The 18767-nt window shown below is 62.8% G+C and carries 15 protein-coding genes; 13 read left to right on the top strand and 2 right to left on the bottom strand.

The window, feature by feature from the left end; translation table 11 throughout:
* Positions 1–10 precede the first annotated feature (10 nt).
* Complete coding sequence (locus tag QF092_RS08560) at positions 11–1753, bottom strand: TadE/TadG family type IV pilus assembly protein (RefSeq protein WP_281469406.1); 1743 nt, start codon at positions 1751–1753, stop codon at positions 11–13.
* A 542-nt stretch (positions 1754–2295) separates the two neighbouring features.
* Here QF092_RS08560 and QF092_RS08555 point away from each other — a divergent pair.
* From QF092_RS08555 to ribD, 11 genes are all read left to right on the top strand, one after another.
* Complete coding sequence (locus tag QF092_RS08555; protein WP_281469870.1) at positions 2296–3723, top strand: Glu/Leu/Phe/Val family dehydrogenase; 1428 nt, start codon at positions 2296–2298, stop codon at positions 3721–3723.
* 413 nt (positions 3724–4136) lie between these two features.
* Positions 4137–5387 carry a sarcosine oxidase subunit beta family protein gene (locus QF092_RS08550; RefSeq protein WP_281469404.1) on the top strand — a complete coding sequence of 417 codons (1251 nt, stop codon included), beginning with the start codon at positions 4137–4139 and terminating at the stop codon, positions 5385–5387.
* Positions 5388–5583: 196 nt separating this feature from the next.
* On the top strand, positions 5584–5856 hold the full coding sequence (locus QF092_RS08545; protein ID WP_281469402.1) for a sarcosine oxidase subunit delta: 273 nt from the start codon (positions 5584–5586) through the stop codon (positions 5854–5856).
* Positions 5853–8768, top strand: a complete 2916-nt coding sequence (locus tag QF092_RS08540) for a sarcosine oxidase subunit alpha family protein (RefSeq protein WP_281469400.1) — start codon at positions 5853–5855, stop codon at positions 8766–8768. Before QF092_RS08545 ends, QF092_RS08540 begins: the two co-directional genes overlap by 4 nt.
* Complete coding sequence (locus QF092_RS08535; RefSeq protein ID WP_281469399.1) at positions 8761–9312, top strand: sarcosine oxidase subunit gamma; 552 nt, start codon at positions 8761–8763, stop codon at positions 9310–9312. Before QF092_RS08540 ends, QF092_RS08535 begins: the two co-directional genes overlap by 8 nt.
* Positions 9313–9562: 250 nt before the next feature.
* Entirely contained in the window at positions 9563–11542 is a 1980-nt protein-coding gene (gene dnaG / locus QF092_RS08530; protein ID WP_281469397.1) for a DNA primase, read from the top strand.
* A 118-nt stretch (positions 11543–11660) separates the two neighbouring features.
* A complete protein-coding gene (rpoD, locus tag QF092_RS08525) occupies positions 11661–13655 on the top strand; it encodes an RNA polymerase sigma factor RpoD (protein WP_281469395.1) in 1995 nt (664 codons plus the stop codon).
* Positions 13656–14404: 749 nt separating this feature from the next.
* Positions 14405–14677 carry a type II toxin-antitoxin system Phd/YefM family antitoxin gene (locus tag QF092_RS08520; protein ID WP_281469393.1) on the top strand — a complete coding sequence of 91 codons (273 nt, stop codon included), beginning with the start codon at positions 14405–14407 and terminating at the stop codon, positions 14675–14677.
* Positions 14674–14928, top strand: coding sequence for a Txe/YoeB family addiction module toxin (locus tag QF092_RS08515; protein ID WP_281469867.1), 255 nt, complete (start codon positions 14674–14676; stop codon positions 14926–14928). Before QF092_RS08520 ends, QF092_RS08515 begins: the two co-directional genes overlap by 4 nt.
* A gap of 227 nt (positions 14929–15155) precedes the next feature.
* Positions 15156–15623, top strand: coding sequence for a transcriptional regulator NrdR (gene nrdR, locus QF092_RS08510; protein WP_281469391.1), 468 nt, complete (start codon positions 15156–15158; stop codon positions 15621–15623).
* A gap of 10 nt (positions 15624–15633) precedes the next feature.
* On the top strand, positions 15634–16722 hold the full coding sequence (ribD, locus tag QF092_RS08505; protein ID WP_420026516.1) for a bifunctional diaminohydroxyphosphoribosylaminopyrimidine deaminase/5-amino-6-(5-phosphoribosylamino)uracil reductase RibD: 1089 nt from the start codon (positions 15634–15636) through the stop codon (positions 16720–16722).
* A 113-nt stretch (positions 16723–16835) separates the two neighbouring features.
* Here the strand turns inward: ribD and QF092_RS08500 are convergent, their stop codons facing one another.
* Positions 16836–17264, bottom strand: coding sequence for a VOC family protein (locus QF092_RS08500; RefSeq protein ID WP_281469390.1), 429 nt, complete (start codon positions 17262–17264; stop codon positions 16836–16838).
* A 99-nt stretch (positions 17265–17363) separates the two neighbouring features.
* Here QF092_RS08500 and QF092_RS08495 point away from each other — a divergent pair, with 99 nt between their 5' ends.
* The gene (locus QF092_RS08495) at positions 17364–18143 is read left to right on the top strand and encodes a thymidylate synthase (protein ID WP_281469863.1); all 780 of its coding nucleotides are present in this window, start codon (positions 17364–17366) and stop codon (positions 18141–18143) included.
* Between the two features lie 10 nt (positions 18144–18153).
* Positions 18154–18627, top strand: coding sequence for a dihydrofolate reductase (locus tag QF092_RS08490; RefSeq protein ID WP_281469387.1), 474 nt, complete (start codon positions 18154–18156; stop codon positions 18625–18627).
* Positions 18628–18767 lie beyond the last annotated feature (140 nt).

Genomic DNA, 18767 nt, shown 5'->3' with positions numbered 1-18767 from the left:
TACACTCGTCTCAGTTCACGAGCCTGAGCTGCGTGATGTTGGTGGCGATGGATTGGAAAGCCGCGTTCAGCGCCGTGTTGTTGGTGGAGTGGAAGAAATGGCCATCCGACGAGGCGCAGTTGCGCAGGGCCGTCACGCCGCGTGTGGGGGCCGAGAAGGCGACCGTATAGACCAGCACGCCCTGCTGTTTGGTCAGCGTGCAGATATCTGACAGTTCCGCGTCCATTTCCGGGGTCGAGCTGCTGGTGCCGCGCTGGTCACGGAAATTGCCCCACCACGTGTTATAGACGGTTTGGCGCGAGCTGGAGCTTGTGCCCAAGGCGCGGGCGTAGAAGTGCCATGCCACATAGGACACGCGCATTTCCTGCCAGACCTCTTGCCATGTCATCTGAACCCCTTCGGTCGAGGTGCTGCCGCCCCAAGAGGTTGCGCGCCATTGTCCTGCGTTGCTGTTACGATGGGGAACCCAGTATTCGTTCGTTCCGGCCGTCGAGGGGCGGCCCGTTTCGTGCCGGATGGAATATTGGCCGTCGCTGCCCTTATAGATCGGCGAAAGGCCAGTGCGGTAGGCATCGCCCAAGCGCACATCCCCAAAGTTTTCGCCGTCCGACAGAAGAAGGATGATCTTCAGCGCGTCCCGCTTGGTGTAATCGAAGGGGCGGTCGGTAAAGACATTCGGCACCACCTCATGCGCTTGGTGCGGGGCCTCGCCATCACTGATGAAGGAATTCACCACCGACCGCGCCTGCGGATCAAGCAGCGCACCGCCCCATTTCATCCCGGCATTGATCGAGGTGGCGCCAATGGCCGAGAGGTTGTTGATATAGGTATGCAGCGCCGAGACGTCGTTATCCGGCAGGCGCACGATGTTGCTGGAAGAGGGCGGGCACCAGACGTTGCTTCCATTCGGGGAGCGACTGGTTGACGAATATGTGGTCGGCCAGTTCGACATACTGCTTCCATACTCGTTCGCCATCGTCGACCAAGCATCCACCCAACCCGTCGCCTGCATCTGAAGCGAGGTTGAAATCCCGGTGCTTTCATAGACGGAGGATGGCATGTCGACGCAGTTTACCGTCGCCATGTCGCCGTTGGACGTAACCCCCAGACCATGCTGGTTGGCGATGTTGTATTTGGCCGCCAGCGCGGGACCAAGGTTCACCTGCCCGTTATAGGGCACCATGGTGATCGAAATCTTGTTGTTATTGTTCGCAAGTACCGTGCTGACGAAGTTCCGCGCGGCGGTTTTAAGCCCGGAAAGGCGGTTGTTGCTGTTCATGGACCCCGACACGTCAAGGACCATCGCGATCTCGATATTCGTTGCGCGCTGTTCGGCAACAGACCGGGCATGGAGGTCAAGCTCTTCAACCCCGGAGGCACCCATGAACAGGGTTTCAAGTTCGTAATCCCCGATCGCCTCGACCGAGCGCTGGCCCGTCCCGTTTGTGACATTCACATCGGTCAGTTGCGGCAGAAGGCCCACCCGATCAACGCAATCGCGGACCACCGTTTCGGGGTCCAGCGTCTGGCGCAAGGCCGCCGCGTTGAGCGCGCAGCGATCCAGCGCTTGCGACAACGCGGTGCGCTTGTTTTCGGCGCGCATGACATCGACGGCCATGCCCCCCATCAGGAAGAAGGTGGCAAAAAGAAACAAGCCAAACACAAGAAGCGATCCATCCTCGCGCTTGATAAAGCGCCGGAACGGATGGCCGAAAAGCCGGGGGGCAAATTTAGGCATGACGGTCTGTCCCATTCCAAAAAGATCGCAGCCCGGATGTCCGGTCTGCCAATGCGTGATGCCCCCACGGATGAAGGCTGCACAGACGCTGGGCACGGAGCAAGACTGGGCGGTAAATCTTGGTAAATTGGCTGGGCCACAGGAAACGGTCGGCAGAGTTTCGCCATAATTGTGATGGCCGCACAGACAGTGTTTGGGGTGCCCCAAGTCCTGTCTTTTTGAACGATTCGCGCCGCCCTTCTTCTGGGCGCAATCCATTCCTTCGGCTGTATTGCATGGCTTTCGTCATCTTCCCCGTCCATTCGACCCTTCGGCCCGCGCCAGAAACGCTCCGGAACGTAAGAATGGTTAATTTATTCTTTAGGCAGCATTGAGGCAGCATCGCGGGCAAAGAGGCCCGGAAGGGGGTGTGAAAGGGGACGGTCTTGGGGCGATCTTCAACAAAGCGAAACTCTTGTCGTTCTAGACTTTCGCCGATCCGCCGCCCGCCGTGCTATGCTCATCGCAGCCCGCGGCAGCGTGCGGGTCCGCAGGAGCCATGAAGGGAGGAACCCATGATCCGCGCCGGTGAGCCAAGTTTCCGCGACTCTGTCGATCTTATGTTCAATCGCGCCGTGCGCCTGATGGACTTGTCGCCGGGTCTGGAAAACAAGATCCGCGTCTGCAACTCGACCTACACCGTTCGCTTTGGCGTGCGCCTGCGGGGCAAGATCGAAACCTTCACGGGATATCGGTCGGTGCATTCCGAACATATGGAACCCGTGAAAGGCGGTATCCGCTATGCGCTGTCGGTCAGTCAGGATGAGGTCGAGGCGCTTGCCGCGTTGATGACCTATAAATGCGCGCTGGTCGAAACGCCGTTTGGTGGATCGAAGGGCGGGCTGTGCATCGACCCGCGCCAATGGGACGAACATGAACTGGAACAGATCACCCGCCGCTTTGCCTATGAACTGATCAAGCGTGACCTGATCCACCCCGCGCAGAACGTGCCTGCCCCCGACATGGGCACGGGCGAACGGGAAATGGCGTGGATCGCCGATCAATATGCCCGGATGAACACCACCGACATCAACGCCAAGGCCTGCGTGACCGGCAAGCCGCCCCATGCCGGCGGCATTCAGGGCCGGGTGGAGGCGACGGGGCGCGGCGTGCAATTCGCCCTGCGGGAATTCTTCCGGCACAAGGAAGATGTGGCCAAGGCAGGTCTTTCCGGCGGGCTGGATGGCAAGCGCGCCGTGGTGCAGGGCCTTGGCAATGTGGGCTATCACGCGGCCAAGTTTCTGTCGGAAGAAGATGGGGTGAAGATCACCGGCATTATCGAACGCGACGGGGCGCTGATCTCTGATACCGGGCTGGAGGTGGAGGCCGTCCGCGCCCATATGGTGGCAACCGGGGGGCTGAAGGGCTTTGCCGGGGCAGAATATGTCGAGGATGGCGCGAAGGTTCTGGAAAAGGACTGCGACATCCTGATCCCCGCCGCGATGGAAGGGGTGATCCATCAGGGCAATGCCGCGCGCATTTCGGCCCCCCTGATCATCGAGGCGGCAAATGGCCCCGTTACCTTTGGCGCGGATGAAATCCTGCGCCAGAAGGGCGCCGTCATCATCCCCGACATGTATGCCAATGCGGGCGGCGTGACGGTCAGTTACTTCGAATGGGTCAAGAACCTGTCCCATATCCGCTTTGGCCGGATGCAGCGCCGCGCTGAAGAGGCCCGGTCGCGTCTGATCGTCGAAGAACTGGAACGCCTTAGTGCCGACAAGGGCCTTGGCTGGACGCTGGCCCCCGATTTCAAGGAAAAATTCCTGACGGGGTCGGATGAATTGGCGCTGGTGCGATCAGGCCTCGATGACACGATGCGCAGCGCCTATGCCGCGATGCGTGAGGTCTGGCATGGGCGGGACGATGTCGATGACCTGCGCACGGCGGCCTATATCGTGTCGATCAGCCGCGTGGCCCAGACCTATCGGTCCAAGGGGTTGTAACCCCAGCGGGCGGGATGTGCCTGCGCGCATCCCGCCATAGGTAAGCATGGATCGGGCGGCGACGGTCAATTCGTCAGCCTCAAAGGCGTGACAGGGATGGCAATCGCCTGAAAGGCCGCGTTGAGCGAGGCAATTTTGGGCGGCCGCAAGAAATCGGCAGGCGGGGCGGCGTAGCCGCTCGCTCCGCGGCTGCTGATCATGCTGGTGAAACAAGCAGCCTTTCTTCGGCCTGTTCAGCGATTCGCCGCGCCGCCGCCGTTCTTTGCCAAAGGGGCCCGCGCTAGATCGGCGGCGGACAGGTCGCGAAAAGCGACATCTTCCTGTCGCAGGCGGCAATGGCTTTGCCGGGCGGGGGTTGCATCCTCCGCCGCGCGGCGCTTTGCTGGGCACGCTTCGCGAACGGGACAGGTGGGATGCGCTACTCCGGGCTAAAGGTCATCACCGAAGGGCTTTTCGGCAACAAAGGGTGGAAGCCTGCTTGGCGCGATCCGGCCCCGAAGGCCGAATATGACGCCATCATCATCGGTGGGGGCGGGCATGGGCTTTCGACGGCCTATTATCTGGCCAAGAACCACGGCCTGACGAATGTTGCGGTGCTGGAAAAGGGCTATCTTGGGTCCGGCAATATCGGGCGCAACACGACCATCGTGCGGGCGAACTATTTCCTGCCCGGCAATTCCGAATTCTACAGCCATTCGATGAAACTGTGGGAAGGGTTGGAGATCGACCTGAACTACAACGTGATGCATTCGCAGCGCGGGTTGATCAACCTTTTCCATTCCGACGGCCAGCGCGATGCCTTTGTCCGGCGCGGGAATTCCATGATCAATCAAGGGGATGACGCGATCCTTTTGGACCGGGAAGGGGTGCGCGAGATGCTGCCCTATCTCGATTTCGAACAAACGCGCTTTCCCATCTATGGCGGGCTTTACCACCCGCGCGGCGGCACGGCGCGGCATGATGCCGTGGCTTGGGGCTATGCGCGCGGGGCCGACAGGCGCGGCGTCGATTTGATCCAGAATTGCGAAGTGACCGGCATCGACATTGAAAACGGTCGCGTCACGGGCGTGCAGACGACGCGCGGCGCGATCAAGGCAAAGAAGGTGGGGATCGTGGTCGCGGGCCGCTCGTCTCAGGTCGCCGCCATGGCCGGAATGCGCCTGCCGATTGAATCCCATATTCTTCAGGCCTTCGTGACCGAAGGGCTGAAGCCCGTTATCGACCATGTGGTCAGCTTCGGCATGGGCCATTTCTACATCAGCCAGTCCGACAAGGGCGGTCTGGTGTTCGGCGGCGATCTGGACTTCTACGCCTCTTACGCCTCGCGCGGGAACCTGCCGATGGTGGAACATGTGATGGAGGCGGGCATGACGCTTATGCCCATGATCGGGCGGGCCAAGGTCCTGCGGTCTTGGGGTGGGATCATGGACATGTCGCCCGATGGGTCCCCCATCATCGACAAGACGCATGTCGATGGCCTTTTCATCGATTGCGGCTGGAACTATGGGGGCTTCAAGGCGGTGCCCGCCTCTGGCTACTGCATGGCCCATCTGATGGCGACCGGAGAGTCCCACCCCGTCGCCGCGCGCTTCAAGCTTAACCGTTTTGCCACGGGCCATATCCTCGACGAGGAAGGCACGGGCAGCCAGCACAACCTGCATTGACCATGACCACTCCGCACCCCCTGCGCCCCGCATCCATCTGCGCCTCCGGCGGGAGTATTTTTGCCAAGATGAAGCCGCAGCCTTCCTTTTGGCAGGACTCCGGCTTGGCCCAAATTCGCCGGGGTGAGGCCGCAGACCGAGGGGCAGCGCCCCTATCCGCCGCCAACCCCCCGCACCATCAGGGAAAGACCCGCCCATGCGCCTGACTTGCCCGCTTTGCGGCGCGCGCGACCGCCGCGAATTCTATTACTACGGGTCCGAGGATTACCTGAACCGCCCCGCAGCCGAGGCCCCGCCGCAGGCATGGGACGATTACCTGCACAACCGCGACAACCCCGCCGGGGTGACGCGCGACCTCTGGTATCACGACATGGGCTGTTCAAGCTGGCTGGTCGTCACCCGCAACACCGTGACGCATGAGATTTTGGCCGTCGAGGCGGTGGCCGACCGGAAAGGCGGTGCCGCATGAGGCTTGCCGGAAAGGGGCTGATTGACCGCAGCCAGCCCGTCACCTTCACCTTCGACGGTGTGTCCTATCAGGGGTTCCGGGGCGATACGCTGGCCTCGGCGCTTTTGGCCAATGACGTGCGGCTGGTGGGGCGCAGTTTCAAATATCACCGCCCGCGCGGCATTCTGACGGCGGGTTCGGAAGAGCCCAACGGGATGGTGGAAATTCTTGAGGGCAACCAGCAGACGCCCAATGTACGCGCCACGGTGCAGGAGGTGTTCGAAGGGCTGGCCGCGCGCAGCCAGAACCGCTTTCCGTCCTTGAAGTTCGATCTGCTGGGGATCAACGATCGGCTGTCGCCCTTCCTGTCGGCGGGGTTCTATTACAAGACCTTCATGTGGCCGCGCCCCTTCTGGGAAAAGCTTTACGAACCGCTCATCCGCCGCGCGGCGGGCTTGGGCAGCCTGTCAGGCCGGCATGACGAGGCGCAATATGAAAAGGCCTGGGCCTTCTGCGACGTGCTGGTGATCGGGTCTGGCCCTGCCGGGTTGATGGCGGCATGGACGGCGGCGCAGTCCGGGGCCGATGTGATCTTGGCCGAGGAAGAGGCTGGCATCGGCGGGCGGCTGGTCGCGGATAACATCCGCGTCGATGGCCAGCCGGGGGCCGATTGGGTGGATGGGCTGCTGGCCGATTTGGCGGCCATGCCCAATGTCCGCCTGATGACGCGCACCACCGTGACCGGGGCCTATGACGATGGCACTTTCGGCGCGTTGGAGCGTGTGGGCCTGCACCGCGCCCCCGCCCCGCATCTGCCGCGCGAATGTTTCTGGCGGATCGTGGCCGGGCAGGCCGTGCTGGCGGCGGGGGCCTTGGAACGCCCCATCGCCTTCCCTGACAATGACCGCCCCGGCATCATGCTGGCCTCGGCCATCCGCACCTATCTGCACCGCTATGGCGTGGTGCCGGGCAAGCGCGTGGCGCTGATCGCCAATAATGACGCCGCTCGCGCCACGGCGCGCGACCTGATGGCGGCGGGGGTGCAGGTGGCAGCGATCCTCGACACCCGCCCCGATGCCAGCGTGGTGGAGGATTGCCCCGTCTATCTGAACGCCCAGATCACTGGGACGGCGGGCCGTCTGGGCCTGACCTCAATCACTTTCCGCCATGCGGGCGGGACAGCGACGCTTGAGGTGGATACGCTGGCCGTTTCGGGCGGCTGGAACCCGACGGTTCACCTGACCTGCCACATGAACGGGCGGCCCTTGTGGCGCGAGGATATCGCGGCTTTCGTTCCCGCGCCCGATGCCGTCCCGCGCCTGACCCCGGCCGGGGCTTGCAACGGCACCTTCTCCACTGCGGGCGCCTTCCGCGATGGGCAAGAGGCGGCGATTAAGGCCCTTGCCGCGCTGGGCCGCACGGCACCCGATCTGCCCCTGCCGCAGGCCGAGGATGCGCCCTATGCCATCACCCCCTTCTGGGAAACGCCGGGGGTGGAGGGGCGGCAATGGCTTGATTTCGCCAATGACGTGACGACGAAGGATGTGAAGCTGTCCGCGCAGGAAAACTTCCGTTCCGTCGAACATATGAAGCGTTATACGACCCAAGGCATGGCCCCCGATCAGGGCAAGAATTCGAACGTCGCCGCGCTGGCCGTGCTGGCCGATGCCACCGGGCGCGGCATCCCGCAGACCGGGACGACGACCTTCCGCCCGCCTTACGTGCCCACCTCGATTGCTGCCATGGGCGCGGGGGGGCGGGGCGCGGGCTTTGCGCCGCAGCGCTTCCTCACCTCCGATCAGGCCAGCCGTGACCGGGGCGCACCGATGATCGAAGCGGGGCTTTGGTATCGCCCCAGCTATTTCCCCAAACCGGGCGAGACGACATGGCTTGAGGCCTGCAACCGCGAAACCCGCATGGTGCGCGAAAGCGTGGGCGTGGCCGATGTCTCTACGCTTGGGAAGATCGACCTCCAGGGGAAGGATGCAGCGCGGTTCCTTGACCTTGTTTATACCAACACCTTCTCGACCCTTCCCATGGGTCGTGTGCGCTATGGCCTGATGCTGCGGGAGGATGGGCATGTGCTGGATGACGGCACCACCGCGCGTCTGGGCGAGAGCCACTTCCTGATGACCACCACCACGGCGGCAGCGGGTCTGGTGATGCGGCATCTTGATTTCGTGCATCAGGCATTCTGCGCCGATTGGGATGTGCGGTTCACGTCGGTGACCGAGGCTTGGGCGCAGTTTGCCGTGGCGGGGCCGAAGGCGAAGGCGTTGCTCGCCACGCTTTTGGGTGACATGCCCGACCTTCCCTTCATGGGTGTGGCGGATGTGACCTTGGGCAAGGTCAAGGCGCGGCTTTTCCGCATCTCGTTCAGCGGCGAGCAGGGGTATGAAATCGCGGTCCCCACCCGCTATGGCGAGGCGCTGTTCCGCGACCTCGTGGCGCGGGCCGAGACGATGGGAGGCGGTCCCTACGGGATGGAGGCGCTGAACGTCCTGCGCATCGAGAAGGGCTTCATCACCCATGCCGAGATTCACGGGCGCACCACTGCCTTCGACATCGGCATGGAAAAGATGGTGAGCGCCAAGAAGGATTGCATCGGCAAGGCCGCCGCTGCCCGACCCGGCATGGTTGGGGCGGAACGTGATCAGCTGGTGGGCCTGAAAGCGACCGGGGCGATGGGGGCGGGGGCACATCTTTTCATCCCCGGCGAGCGCGTGCATCGCGAAACGGATCAGGGCTATGTAACGTCGGTCTGCTATAGCCCCACCTTCGACGCCCATCTGGCGCTGGCCTTCCTCAAGAATGGCCGCGCCCGGCATGGGGAAAAGATCCGGGTGGTGGATCATCTGCGCAAGATCGACATCTTGGCCGAAGTCACCGATCCCGTCTTTCACGACAAGGAAGGAGTGAAGCTCCGTGCCTGATCTTATTGCGAAATCGCCCCTTGCGGGCCAAGCCCCGCTGACCTGCGCGGGCACCACGCTGGCCGAAGCTGCCGTGGGTCCCATCACCTCCATCGCCCCCTATCCGGGCCGAAAGCCCCAAGTCGGCGCGATCCTCGCGCCGCTGGGGCTTTCCTTTCCCGAACCCAACAGCTTGGTCGCGCAGGGTGAGACGCGGCTTCTTTGGACGGGCCGGGACATGGCCTTCCTGATCGGAGCCGAGGCTCCTGCGGCTTTGGCCGACCATGCTGCGCTGACCGATCAGACCGATGGTTGGGCCATCCTCAGCCTGTCCGGCCCCATGGCCGAGGCCGCGCTGATGCGCCCTGTCCCGCTTGACCTGCGTCTGTCTGCCTTCCCCATCGGTCGCACCACGCGCGCGCCGCTTAATCATATGCAGGCGATCATCACGCGAAGGGGCGCGCAGGACTTCGATCTGATGGTGTTCCGCTCCATGGCCCGCACGGCTTGGTCCGAACTGGCCGAGGCGCTGGAGGTGCTGGAGGCCCGCGCCAAGGCGTCCTGACGGGCACAAGGAGGCGCTGTCGCAAGATGAGTATTTGGGCCAAGATGAAGACCAGTCCCTTCATCTGGGTGGACATGCTCACATGGAGCCAATTGGGCGTGAATTGGCGCAAGGCGCCAAGGGGGACGGAACGGCCCCTGAACGGGCCCCGCGCCCGGCGCAGCCGGGGGTGGGGAGAATAGGCTTCGGCGCGCATGCGCCGTCCTTATGATCACTGGACAGCCGCCCGCCCGCACCCGATATAGGATACATGTCCCTGCCGCCCGGATTCCTTGACGAACTCCGCACCCGTGTGTCCCTGAGTCAGATCGTGGGGCGCAAGGTCACTTGGGACATGCGCAAGTCCAACATGGCCAAGGGCGATTGGTGGGCGCCTTGCCCATTCCATCAGGAGAAATCCGCTTCCTTCCATGTCGATGATCGGAAAGGGTTTTATTATTGCTTCGGCTGTCATGCGAAGGGCGATGCCGTCACCTTCGTGAAAGAGGCCGACAACGTGGCCTTCATGGAGGCGGTCGAAATCCTTGCGCGTGAGGCGGGGATGCAGATGCCCGCCCGCGACCCACGGGCCGCCGAGAAGGCAGACCGCCGGACACAGCTTGCGCAGGTGATGGAAGAGGCGGTGAAATGGTTCCGCCTGCAATTGAAGACCTCTGCCGCCGCTGAAGCGCGCGCCTATCTGGAAAAGCGTCGTATGTCGCCCGCAGCGCAGGATCGGTGGGAGATCGGCTTTGCCCCCGACCAGAGGCAGGGCCTGTTCCATGCCCTGACCCAGAAGGGCATTGCCCCCGATCTGATCGTGGATGCAGGTCTTTGCGCGAAACCTGATGACGACGGCTCTGCGCGCGGGGGCGGCGCCCCTTATGACCGCTTCCGGGGCCGTATCATCTTTCCCATCCGCGACGCACGGGGCCGTGCCATTAGCCTTGGCGGCCGTGCGATGGACCCCAATGCGCGGGCCAAATACCTCAACGGCCCCGAAACGGAGCTTTTCGACAAGGGCCGCAACCTTTTCAACCACGGCCCCGCGCGCGAGGCGGCGGGGAAGGGTCTGCCGCTGATCGTGGCGGAAGGCTATATGGATGTGATCGCCCTGTCCGAGGCCGGGTTCCGCGCCACCGTCGCCCCCTTGGGCACGGCGGTCACCGAGGATCAGCTTCGTCTTCTGTGGCGCATCAGCGACGAACCGATCATCGCGCTGGATGGCGACACGGCGGGGTTTCGTGCCGCGCTGCGTGTGATTGACCTTGCCTTGCCAATGCTGGAGGCGGGCAAAGGCCTGCGCTTTGCCCTTCTGCCGCAGGGGATGGACCCGGATGATCTGATCAAGGCGCAAGGCGCGCCCGCGATGCAAAAGGTGCTGGATGCGGCCCAGCCCATGGTCAACCTTCTGTGGCGGCGCGAGACGGAAGGAAAGGTCTTTGACAGCCCCGAACGCAAGGCCGCGCTCGACAAGGTGCTGCGCGCGGCGCTGAAAAAGATCGCCGACCCGTCCATCCGCGCCCATTACGGCGAGGATATCAAACGCCTGCGGCTAGAGCTTTTCGGTCAGAACGCCCGGCCTTTTATCCCCTACGCCCCGCGCGGGCAGGGCAGGGGGGGACGGCAGCCCTTCCAGCCGGTCGCGCCCCTTTCGACGACCCGTGCCTCGCTCCTTGGTTCTGCCACCTCCCCGGTCGAGGAACGACTGCGCGAGGCGGTCATCCTTGCCACCCTGATCGCCCATCCCGGTCTGATCCGCCGTTTCGAATCCGCGCTCGAGCGGCTGGACTGCACTGGTGACGATCACAGCCTGATCCGCGACCTGATCCTTGCCCATGCCGATGCGTCCGATCCGCGTGCCGAAATCGCGGCTTCTGCCCCTGCGCCGCTTGACGCGCTTCTGTCGCATCCCCATGTCCGAAATGCGCCTGCGCTTTTGAACCTGTCCGATGCCGAAAAGGCGGAATTCGCCGTTGCGCAGGACCTGTTCATCCTTCAGGCCGAACGCGGCATGCGGCGCGAAATTGAAGAGGCCACGCAAGATATCGAAGGCGTGGCGGATGAAGGCCTGACATGGCGCATCGCCAAGGCCAATGAAGCAAGGGCCGAGGCACAGCGTGGCCCGCAGGACAAAACCGGCGAAGCGGTGATCTCTCCCAATGGGGTCGCGCTGGACAAGGAGGAACTCGCCGAGGCGCGCAAAGTGTTCGACAGCATCCGCTTTGAACGACCAAACCGCCGCCATTAACCCCATAAACACAAAAGAATCACCGCCCGCACCCTTTCACCTGACGTGATTCGCGTTATTGATTCGACATACCGCGAGTCGATTCGCTTGCCCCCGCCCCCGCGCCCGAGGAGGACTTATGGCACTCAAGGACACTGACGACGCCAAGCCCGACGAGCAGGAGGCCGATGTCTCCCTCGATATGAGCCAAGCTGCCGTCAAGAAGATGATCGCAGACGCGCGCGAGCGTGGCTATATCACCTATGATCAGCTGAATTCCGTGCTGCCACCCGATCAGGCCTCGTCCGAGCAGATCGAAGATGTGATGTCGATGCTCTCGGAAATGGGCATCAACGTGATCGAGGATGAAGAGGCCGAGGAAGGCGAAGCCGGGGGCGAGTTGGTGGAAACCTCCACCTCGCGCGAGGTGGCGCTTGTCGGGGCCACGACCGAAACGCTGGACCGGACCGATGACCCGGTGCGCATGTATCTGCGCGAGATGGGGTCGGTGGAGCTTTTGTCCCGCGAGGGCGAGATCGCCATCGCCAAACGGATCGAGGCGGGCCGCAACACGATGATCGCTGGGCTGTGCGAAAGCCCGCTGACCTTTCAGGCCATCACCATCTGGCGCGACGAACTTCTGAACGAAGACATCCTTCTGCGTGACGTGATCGATCTTGAGGCGACCTTTGGCCGCTCGCTTGATGGCGATGACGATATGGATGGCCCGGCACTGGAAGACGTGGACATGTCCGCCGCTGCCCCCCGCCGTCCAGCCGGTGGCGCGTCCGAACCCGAACTTGACGCCGATGGCAACCCCATCCTGCGCGCCGAGGAAGAGGATGACGATGACGAGGCGTCCAACATGTCGCTTGCGGCAATGGAAGCGGCGCTGAAACCCAAGGTCCTTGAAACGCTGGAAATCATCGCGCGCGATTACGCGAAACTGGCGCAGATGCAGGACCGCCGCATGTCGGCCACCCTGTCGGAAACCACCTCTTATTCCGCCGCCGATGAAGCCGCCTATCAAAAGCTGCGGTCGGAAATCGTGACGCTGGTCAACGCGCTCCATCTGCACAACAACCGCATCGAAGCGCTGATCGATCAGCTTTACGGGATCAACAAGCGCATCATGTCGATCAATTCCGGCATGGTGAAGCTCGCTGATGCCGCCCGCATCAACCGCCGCGAATTCATCGACGAATATCAGGGCTATGAACTCGACCCGACATGGCTGGACCGCATGGCCGCCAAATCGGGGCGCGGCTGGCAGGCGCTGATGGAAAAGTCGCGCGAAAAAGTCGAAGAGTTGCGCGCCGAGATGGCGCAGGTCGGCCAATATATCGGCGTCGACATTTCCGAGTTCCGCCGCATCGTCAATCAGGTGCAAAAGGGTGAGAAAGAGGCCCGTCAGGCCAAGAAGGAAATGGTGGAGGCGAACCTCCGCCTCGTGATCTCTATCGCCAAGAAATACACCAACCGCGGCCTGCAATTCCTCGACCTCATTCAGGAAGGCAATATCGGCCTGATGAAGGCGGTGGATAAATTCGAATATCGCCGGGGCTACAAATTCTCCACCTATGCGACATGGTGGATCCGGCAGGCCATCACCCGCTCCATCGCCGATCAGGCGCGCACGATCCGTATCCCCGTGCATATGATCGAAACGATCAACAAGCTGGTGCGGACAGGCCGCCAGATGCTGCACGAGATCGGGCGAGAGCCTACGCCCGAGGAACTGGCCGAAAAGCTCCAGATGCCGCTGGAAAAGGTCCGCAAGGTGATGAAGATCGCCAAGGAACCGATTTCGCTGGAGACGCCGATCGGCGACGAGGAAGACAGCCAGCTTGGCGATTTCATCGAAGACAAGAACGCGATCCTGCCCTTGGACAGCGCCATTCAGGAAAACCTGAAAGAAACCACGACCCGCGTTCTGGCCTCCCTCACACCGCGTGAGGAGCGGGTTCTGCGGATGCGCTTTGGCATCGGGATGAACACCGACCACACGCTGGAAGAGGTGGGTCAGCAGTTCAGCGTGACGCGCGAACGCATTCGCCAGATCGAGGCGAAGGCGCTGCGGAAGCTGAAGCATCCGAGCAGGTCGCGGAAGCTGCGGAGTTTCTTGGATCAGTGAAGTAAGGGCGCCCTGCGGGGCGCCCCTTCTTTTGATGAACGGTGCCAAATGGTTTGGGAACGAGTGAACCGGTTTTCTATTCGGGCCATGCAAGTTTCCGTTTTTTTGGTGATCGTTCCTATGTCCGCCATCGGACTCGCTATCCTGATCGCGGATTTCGTGACGGCGCCAGAATGGAACCGGATCAGCGTTTGGCCAGCCCGTGCCTGGGGATTTTTTGGGTCCCTGGTATGCTTGCCAGCCGCCATCGTGTTGTGGCGTGAGATACCGCGGCGTTCATTGGCCCTCCGATCACGCCTTTTCTGCGTCGTCTTTCCCGTTTTCGTGGGTCTATTCGCTTATATTTCGGTCAAGGACGGCTGGCCTCTCGGTTTCGCCGTCCTTTTCGGGGGGCAGACAGAACTGACTGTCACCGTTGCACAGAATTGGGGAAGCACAAGATATTGTCAGAACCAAGTTGTGTTATTTGGCGCTGGTCCGTTTTTTGATAGCGTTTGTGGTCTCTCGCTTGAACGGCAAGCGGATCTTTTTCCGTCGGCACGTGTAACGCTGTTTGGGCATGGGACACGGTACGGCCTGTTTGTGAGCAGAGTTGAACTATCACGTTGACCTATGACGGTGAAATGCGCGTGACGAAGCGCTTCATCTCTTGGCTGTTTTGTCTGCATACAGATCGCAGGCAAAGACGCCGCGCGTGCAGTGCACGCCCTGACTTGCCAAAATGTACGCCCGCACGTGCATTGCTACCCATGAAAACCCTCACCTCCACCGAACTCCGCGCCAATCTCTCCGGTGTCATGGGCCGCGTGAACGATGACCTCGAACCCGTCATTGTCACCCGCGCGGGCGGTCGGCCTGTGGTCATGGTCAGCTTGGAAGACTGGTCCAGTATGGACGAAACCACCTATCTGACCGCCTCCCCCGCCAACAAGGCGGCGCCGGACCGGGCGATCCAAGAAGGACGCGAGGGCAAAGTGGTCGTCAAGACGATGGAAGAACTTCTGCGTTACGAAGAAGAATAAGGCTGGAGTTTCACGGCGAGGGCTGGGACCAGTATCAACATCGGGTCGAGAATGACCGCGCGATGCTCCGCAAACTGAACCGTCTGATCATGGAATGTCAGCGGCATCCCTTTGAGGGTGCGGGCAAACCGGAGCCGTTGAAACGCGATTCTTCCGGCCATCGGTCCCGTCGCATCGACCGCGAACATCGCCTTGTCTATCGGGTGGAAGATGAGGCGCTGATCATCGCCCAATACCGCTACCACTATTGATCCGAACAGCGGGGAGAACCCCGCCCTACGCGATGCCCATCCGAAGGTGGGCGCCCCCCTCACCCCCACCCCCTGAGTCCCCGCCGCCACACATCACGCCCCCTGCATATGGGGCCGTTAACTTCCCCCTAGCCGAAACCTCGCCCGCGCCCCTATAGTTTGCGTCGAACCGGGGGGAACACCCCGGCATGAGGCAGGCGTAACCAACAACAAGCAAGGAGGGGGCCATGCGCTGCCCATTCTGCGGCAATATCGATACCCAGGTGAAGGACAGCCGTCCCGCCGAAGACCACGTTTCCATCCGCCGTCGGCGCTTTTGCCCGGCATGCGGGGGGCGTTTCACCACCTATGAACGGGTGCAGCTGCGTGACCTTGTGGTCATCAAATCCTCTGGCAAGCGCGAAGATTTCGACCGCGCAAAGCTTGAACGGTCCATCCGTATCGCAATGCAAAAGCGGCCCATCGATCCCGATCGCATCGATCAGATGATCTCGGGCATCGTCCGCCGGCTGGAAAGCCTTGGCGAAACCGATATCCAATCCAAGGTGATCGGCGAGATCGTGATGGAATCCCTCGCCCGGATCGACACCGTGGCCTATGTGCGCTTTGCCAGCGTCTACAAGAACTTCCAGGCCGCAGACGATTTCGACAAATTCGTCAGCGAACTGCGCCCCGGCGCCTCGCCGGACGAGTGACGGGCCGCATGTGACCGAAGACGAGGTCCATATGTCCCACGCCCTCGCGCTGGCCGCGCGGGGGCTGGGGCGCACATGGCCAAACCCTGCCGTAGGCTGCGTGATCGTCAAGGAGGGCCGCGTGATTGGGCGCGGCTGGACGCAGCCGGGCGGGCGTCCGCATGCCGAACGCATGGCGCTGGATCAGGCCGGGGCGACGGCACAGGGCGCGACCGCCTATGTCACACTGGAACCCTGCGCCCATCATGGCAAGACCCCGCCTTGTGCCGAGGCGCTCTCTGCTGCGGGTCTGGCCCGCGTGGTGACAGCGCTCACCGATCCCGATCCCCGCGTTTCGGGGCGGGGGCATGCCAGCTTGCGGGCAAACGGGGTGCAGGTCACCGAAGCGGTGCTTGAGGCGCGGGCGCGGCAGCTTCAGGCAGGCTTCCTCAAGCGCATCACCCAAGGCCTGCCCTTCGTCACGCTGAAACTCGCGGCCACATTGGACGGGCGCATCGCCACGGGCACGGGCGAAAGCCGCTGGATCACCGGCCCTGCCGCGCGCCGCCGCGTCCATCTGATGCGGATGACGCATGATGCGGTGCTGACCTCATCGGCCACAGCCCTTGCCGATGATCCGGACCTGACGGCGCGCGACATGGGGGCGGCCCACCAACCCTTGCGCCTTCTGGCCGATGCCCGGTTGAAAAGCCCGCCCGACGGCCGCCTTGGCCGCTCTGCACGCGAAAATCCTGTCTGGGTCCTGCATGCCCCTGACGCCCCGAACCCGGCCCGCGCCGCATGGGAGGCGACTGGGGCGCGGTTGATCGAAATCCCGACCGAAGGGCCCCACCTGAACCTGACAGCGGCCTTCCACACCCTCGCCACCGAAGGTCTGACCCGCATCTTGATCGAAGCCGGGGGCCAATTCGCCGCCGCCCTGATCCGCGCGCGCCTGGTCGATGAACTCGCCCTGTTTCAGGCGGGCTGCCTGATCGGTGCGGATGGCATCCCCGTCCTCGGCCCGCTCGGCCTCTCAACTCTGGCTGACGCCCAAAGGCCGCGCCTCGTTGAAACCGCCACCCTTGGTCCCGACACTTTCACCCGCTGGTCCTTCTGACCCGCCCCTTCACCTTGGCCCAAATACTCATGCGACGGCTGCCAAGGGCGATCCCGTATCCGCACCGGGCGCAAAGGGGGGTGCGGGGGGACGGCTGTCCCCCCGCTGCCGCCTCACCAATGACCGACGCTCGCCATGCTCTTCCACGGCTCCACCGGTTCCAGCGCCCCGCCCTTCTGCAACAGCTCGATCGAGATATTGTCAGGGCTGCGCACAAAGGCCATCCGCCCGTCCCGCGGCGGGCGGTTGATCATCACGCCATTGGCCTGCAGATGCGCGCAGGTGGCGTGGATGTCATCCACCTCATAGGCCAGATGCCCGAAATGGCGGCTGTCTGACGGAAGCCCATCATCCCCATCCCAGTTATAGGTCAGTTCCACCGGGCATTCCGGCTGTCCCGGAGGCGCCATGAAGACCAGCGTGAAACGGCCCCCCTCATTGTCATAGCGCCGCGTCTCCTCCAGCCCCAAGAGCTTGTAGAAGGCAATCGACTTCTCAAGGTCCAGAACCCTTACCATCGTGTGCAGATATTTGATGCCCATTGCATCCCTCCTTTTCTTTGCCCCACAGTACACAGCCCGTCGCCCCGGACGCCACCGCAATATATAGTGTCCAGCGACTCAGAAACCACGATCAGGCCCATGCAGCAGTATCACGACGCGCTTCGCACCGTTCTGGCCCATGGCATCCCCTCCACCGACCGGACGGGAACCGGCACGATCAGCCATTTCGGCCTGCAATCGCGCTATCCCCTGGCCGATGGCTTTCCCCTCGTCACCACCAAGAAGCTGCATATCAAGTCGATCATCCATGAACTTCTGTGGTTCCTGAAGGGCGATACCAATATCCGCTACCTCAACGACAACGGGGTGACGATCTGGGATGAATGGGCGGATCAGGACGGCAATCTCGGCCCCGTCTATGGCCGCCAATGGCGCGATTTCGGGGGCGTGGACCAGATCGAGACGCTGCTCGACATGATCCGCCGCAGCCCGGACAGCCGCCGCCTGATCGTGTCGGCCTGGAACCCGGCGGATGTGCCGCAGATGGCGCTGCCGCCCTGCCATACGATGTGGCAGGTGCGCATCCTTGGCGGCAAGCTGCATCTGCAACTCTATCAGCGCAGCGCCGATATGTTCCTTGGCGTGCCCTTCAACATCGCCTCCTATGCGCTTCTCCTCGTGATGCTCGCCCATGTCACGGGCTATGAACCGGGCGACTTCGTCCATTCCATCGGCGACGCGCATATCTATTCCAACCACATGGAACAGGTGCAGACACAGCTTGCCCGCGACATCCGCCCGCTGCCGACCCTGCGGATCGCGCGGCCAGTGACCTCGCTCTTTGACTTCCGCTATGAGGATTTCGTCATCGAAGGCTACGACCCGCACCCCGCCATCAAGGCCGCCGTGGCGGTATGAGAGGGGCGGTATGATCACCCTCATCGTCGCCCGCGCGCGCGGTGGTGCCATCGGAAAGGGGAATACGATCCCTTGGCACGCCCCCGAAGACCTTGCCGCCTTTCAACGCGAAACGACGGGCGGCGCGATCATCATGGGGCGGCGCACATGGGAAAGCCTGCCCTTCCGGCCCCTGAAAAACCGGCTGAACATCGTGGTCACGCGCGATCCGTCGCTTTGGGAAACCACCGCGCCCAACCCCGAGGCGGCGGTTAAGATGGCCCAAGCCGCAGGCCATGCCCGCATCTACGGCATCGGCGGCAGCGCGATCTATCAGGCCCTCCTGCCGCTGGCCCATCGGCTCTTGGTGACCGAGGTAGAGACAGAGGTGGAAGACGCCGACGCCTTCTTCCCCGCCTTCGACGAAACCGAATGGCGCGTGATCTGGGAGCGACGCCTCCGCGAAAGCGGGCCGGGCTGCCTGCTGCGGGAGTGGGTGCGGTAGGCAGTGCAGGTGATTACGAACTGCCGCTCACGTCGCGGCGGAACGCGACCCGGTAGGAAGTTTTCGGCACGGCCCCTCGCCTCAGAACCCAAGCCCCTTGACCTCTCGCCCCTGATGCCGTCCCTTTTGAAGGGTGTAAT

The organism is Fuscovulum ytuae (genome assembly GCF_029953595.1).
Taxonomy (GTDB): domain Bacteria; phylum Pseudomonadota; class Alphaproteobacteria; order Rhodobacterales; family Rhodobacteraceae; genus Paragemmobacter; species Paragemmobacter ytuae.
This window is presented reverse-complemented; position numbering and strand designations above follow the sequence as displayed.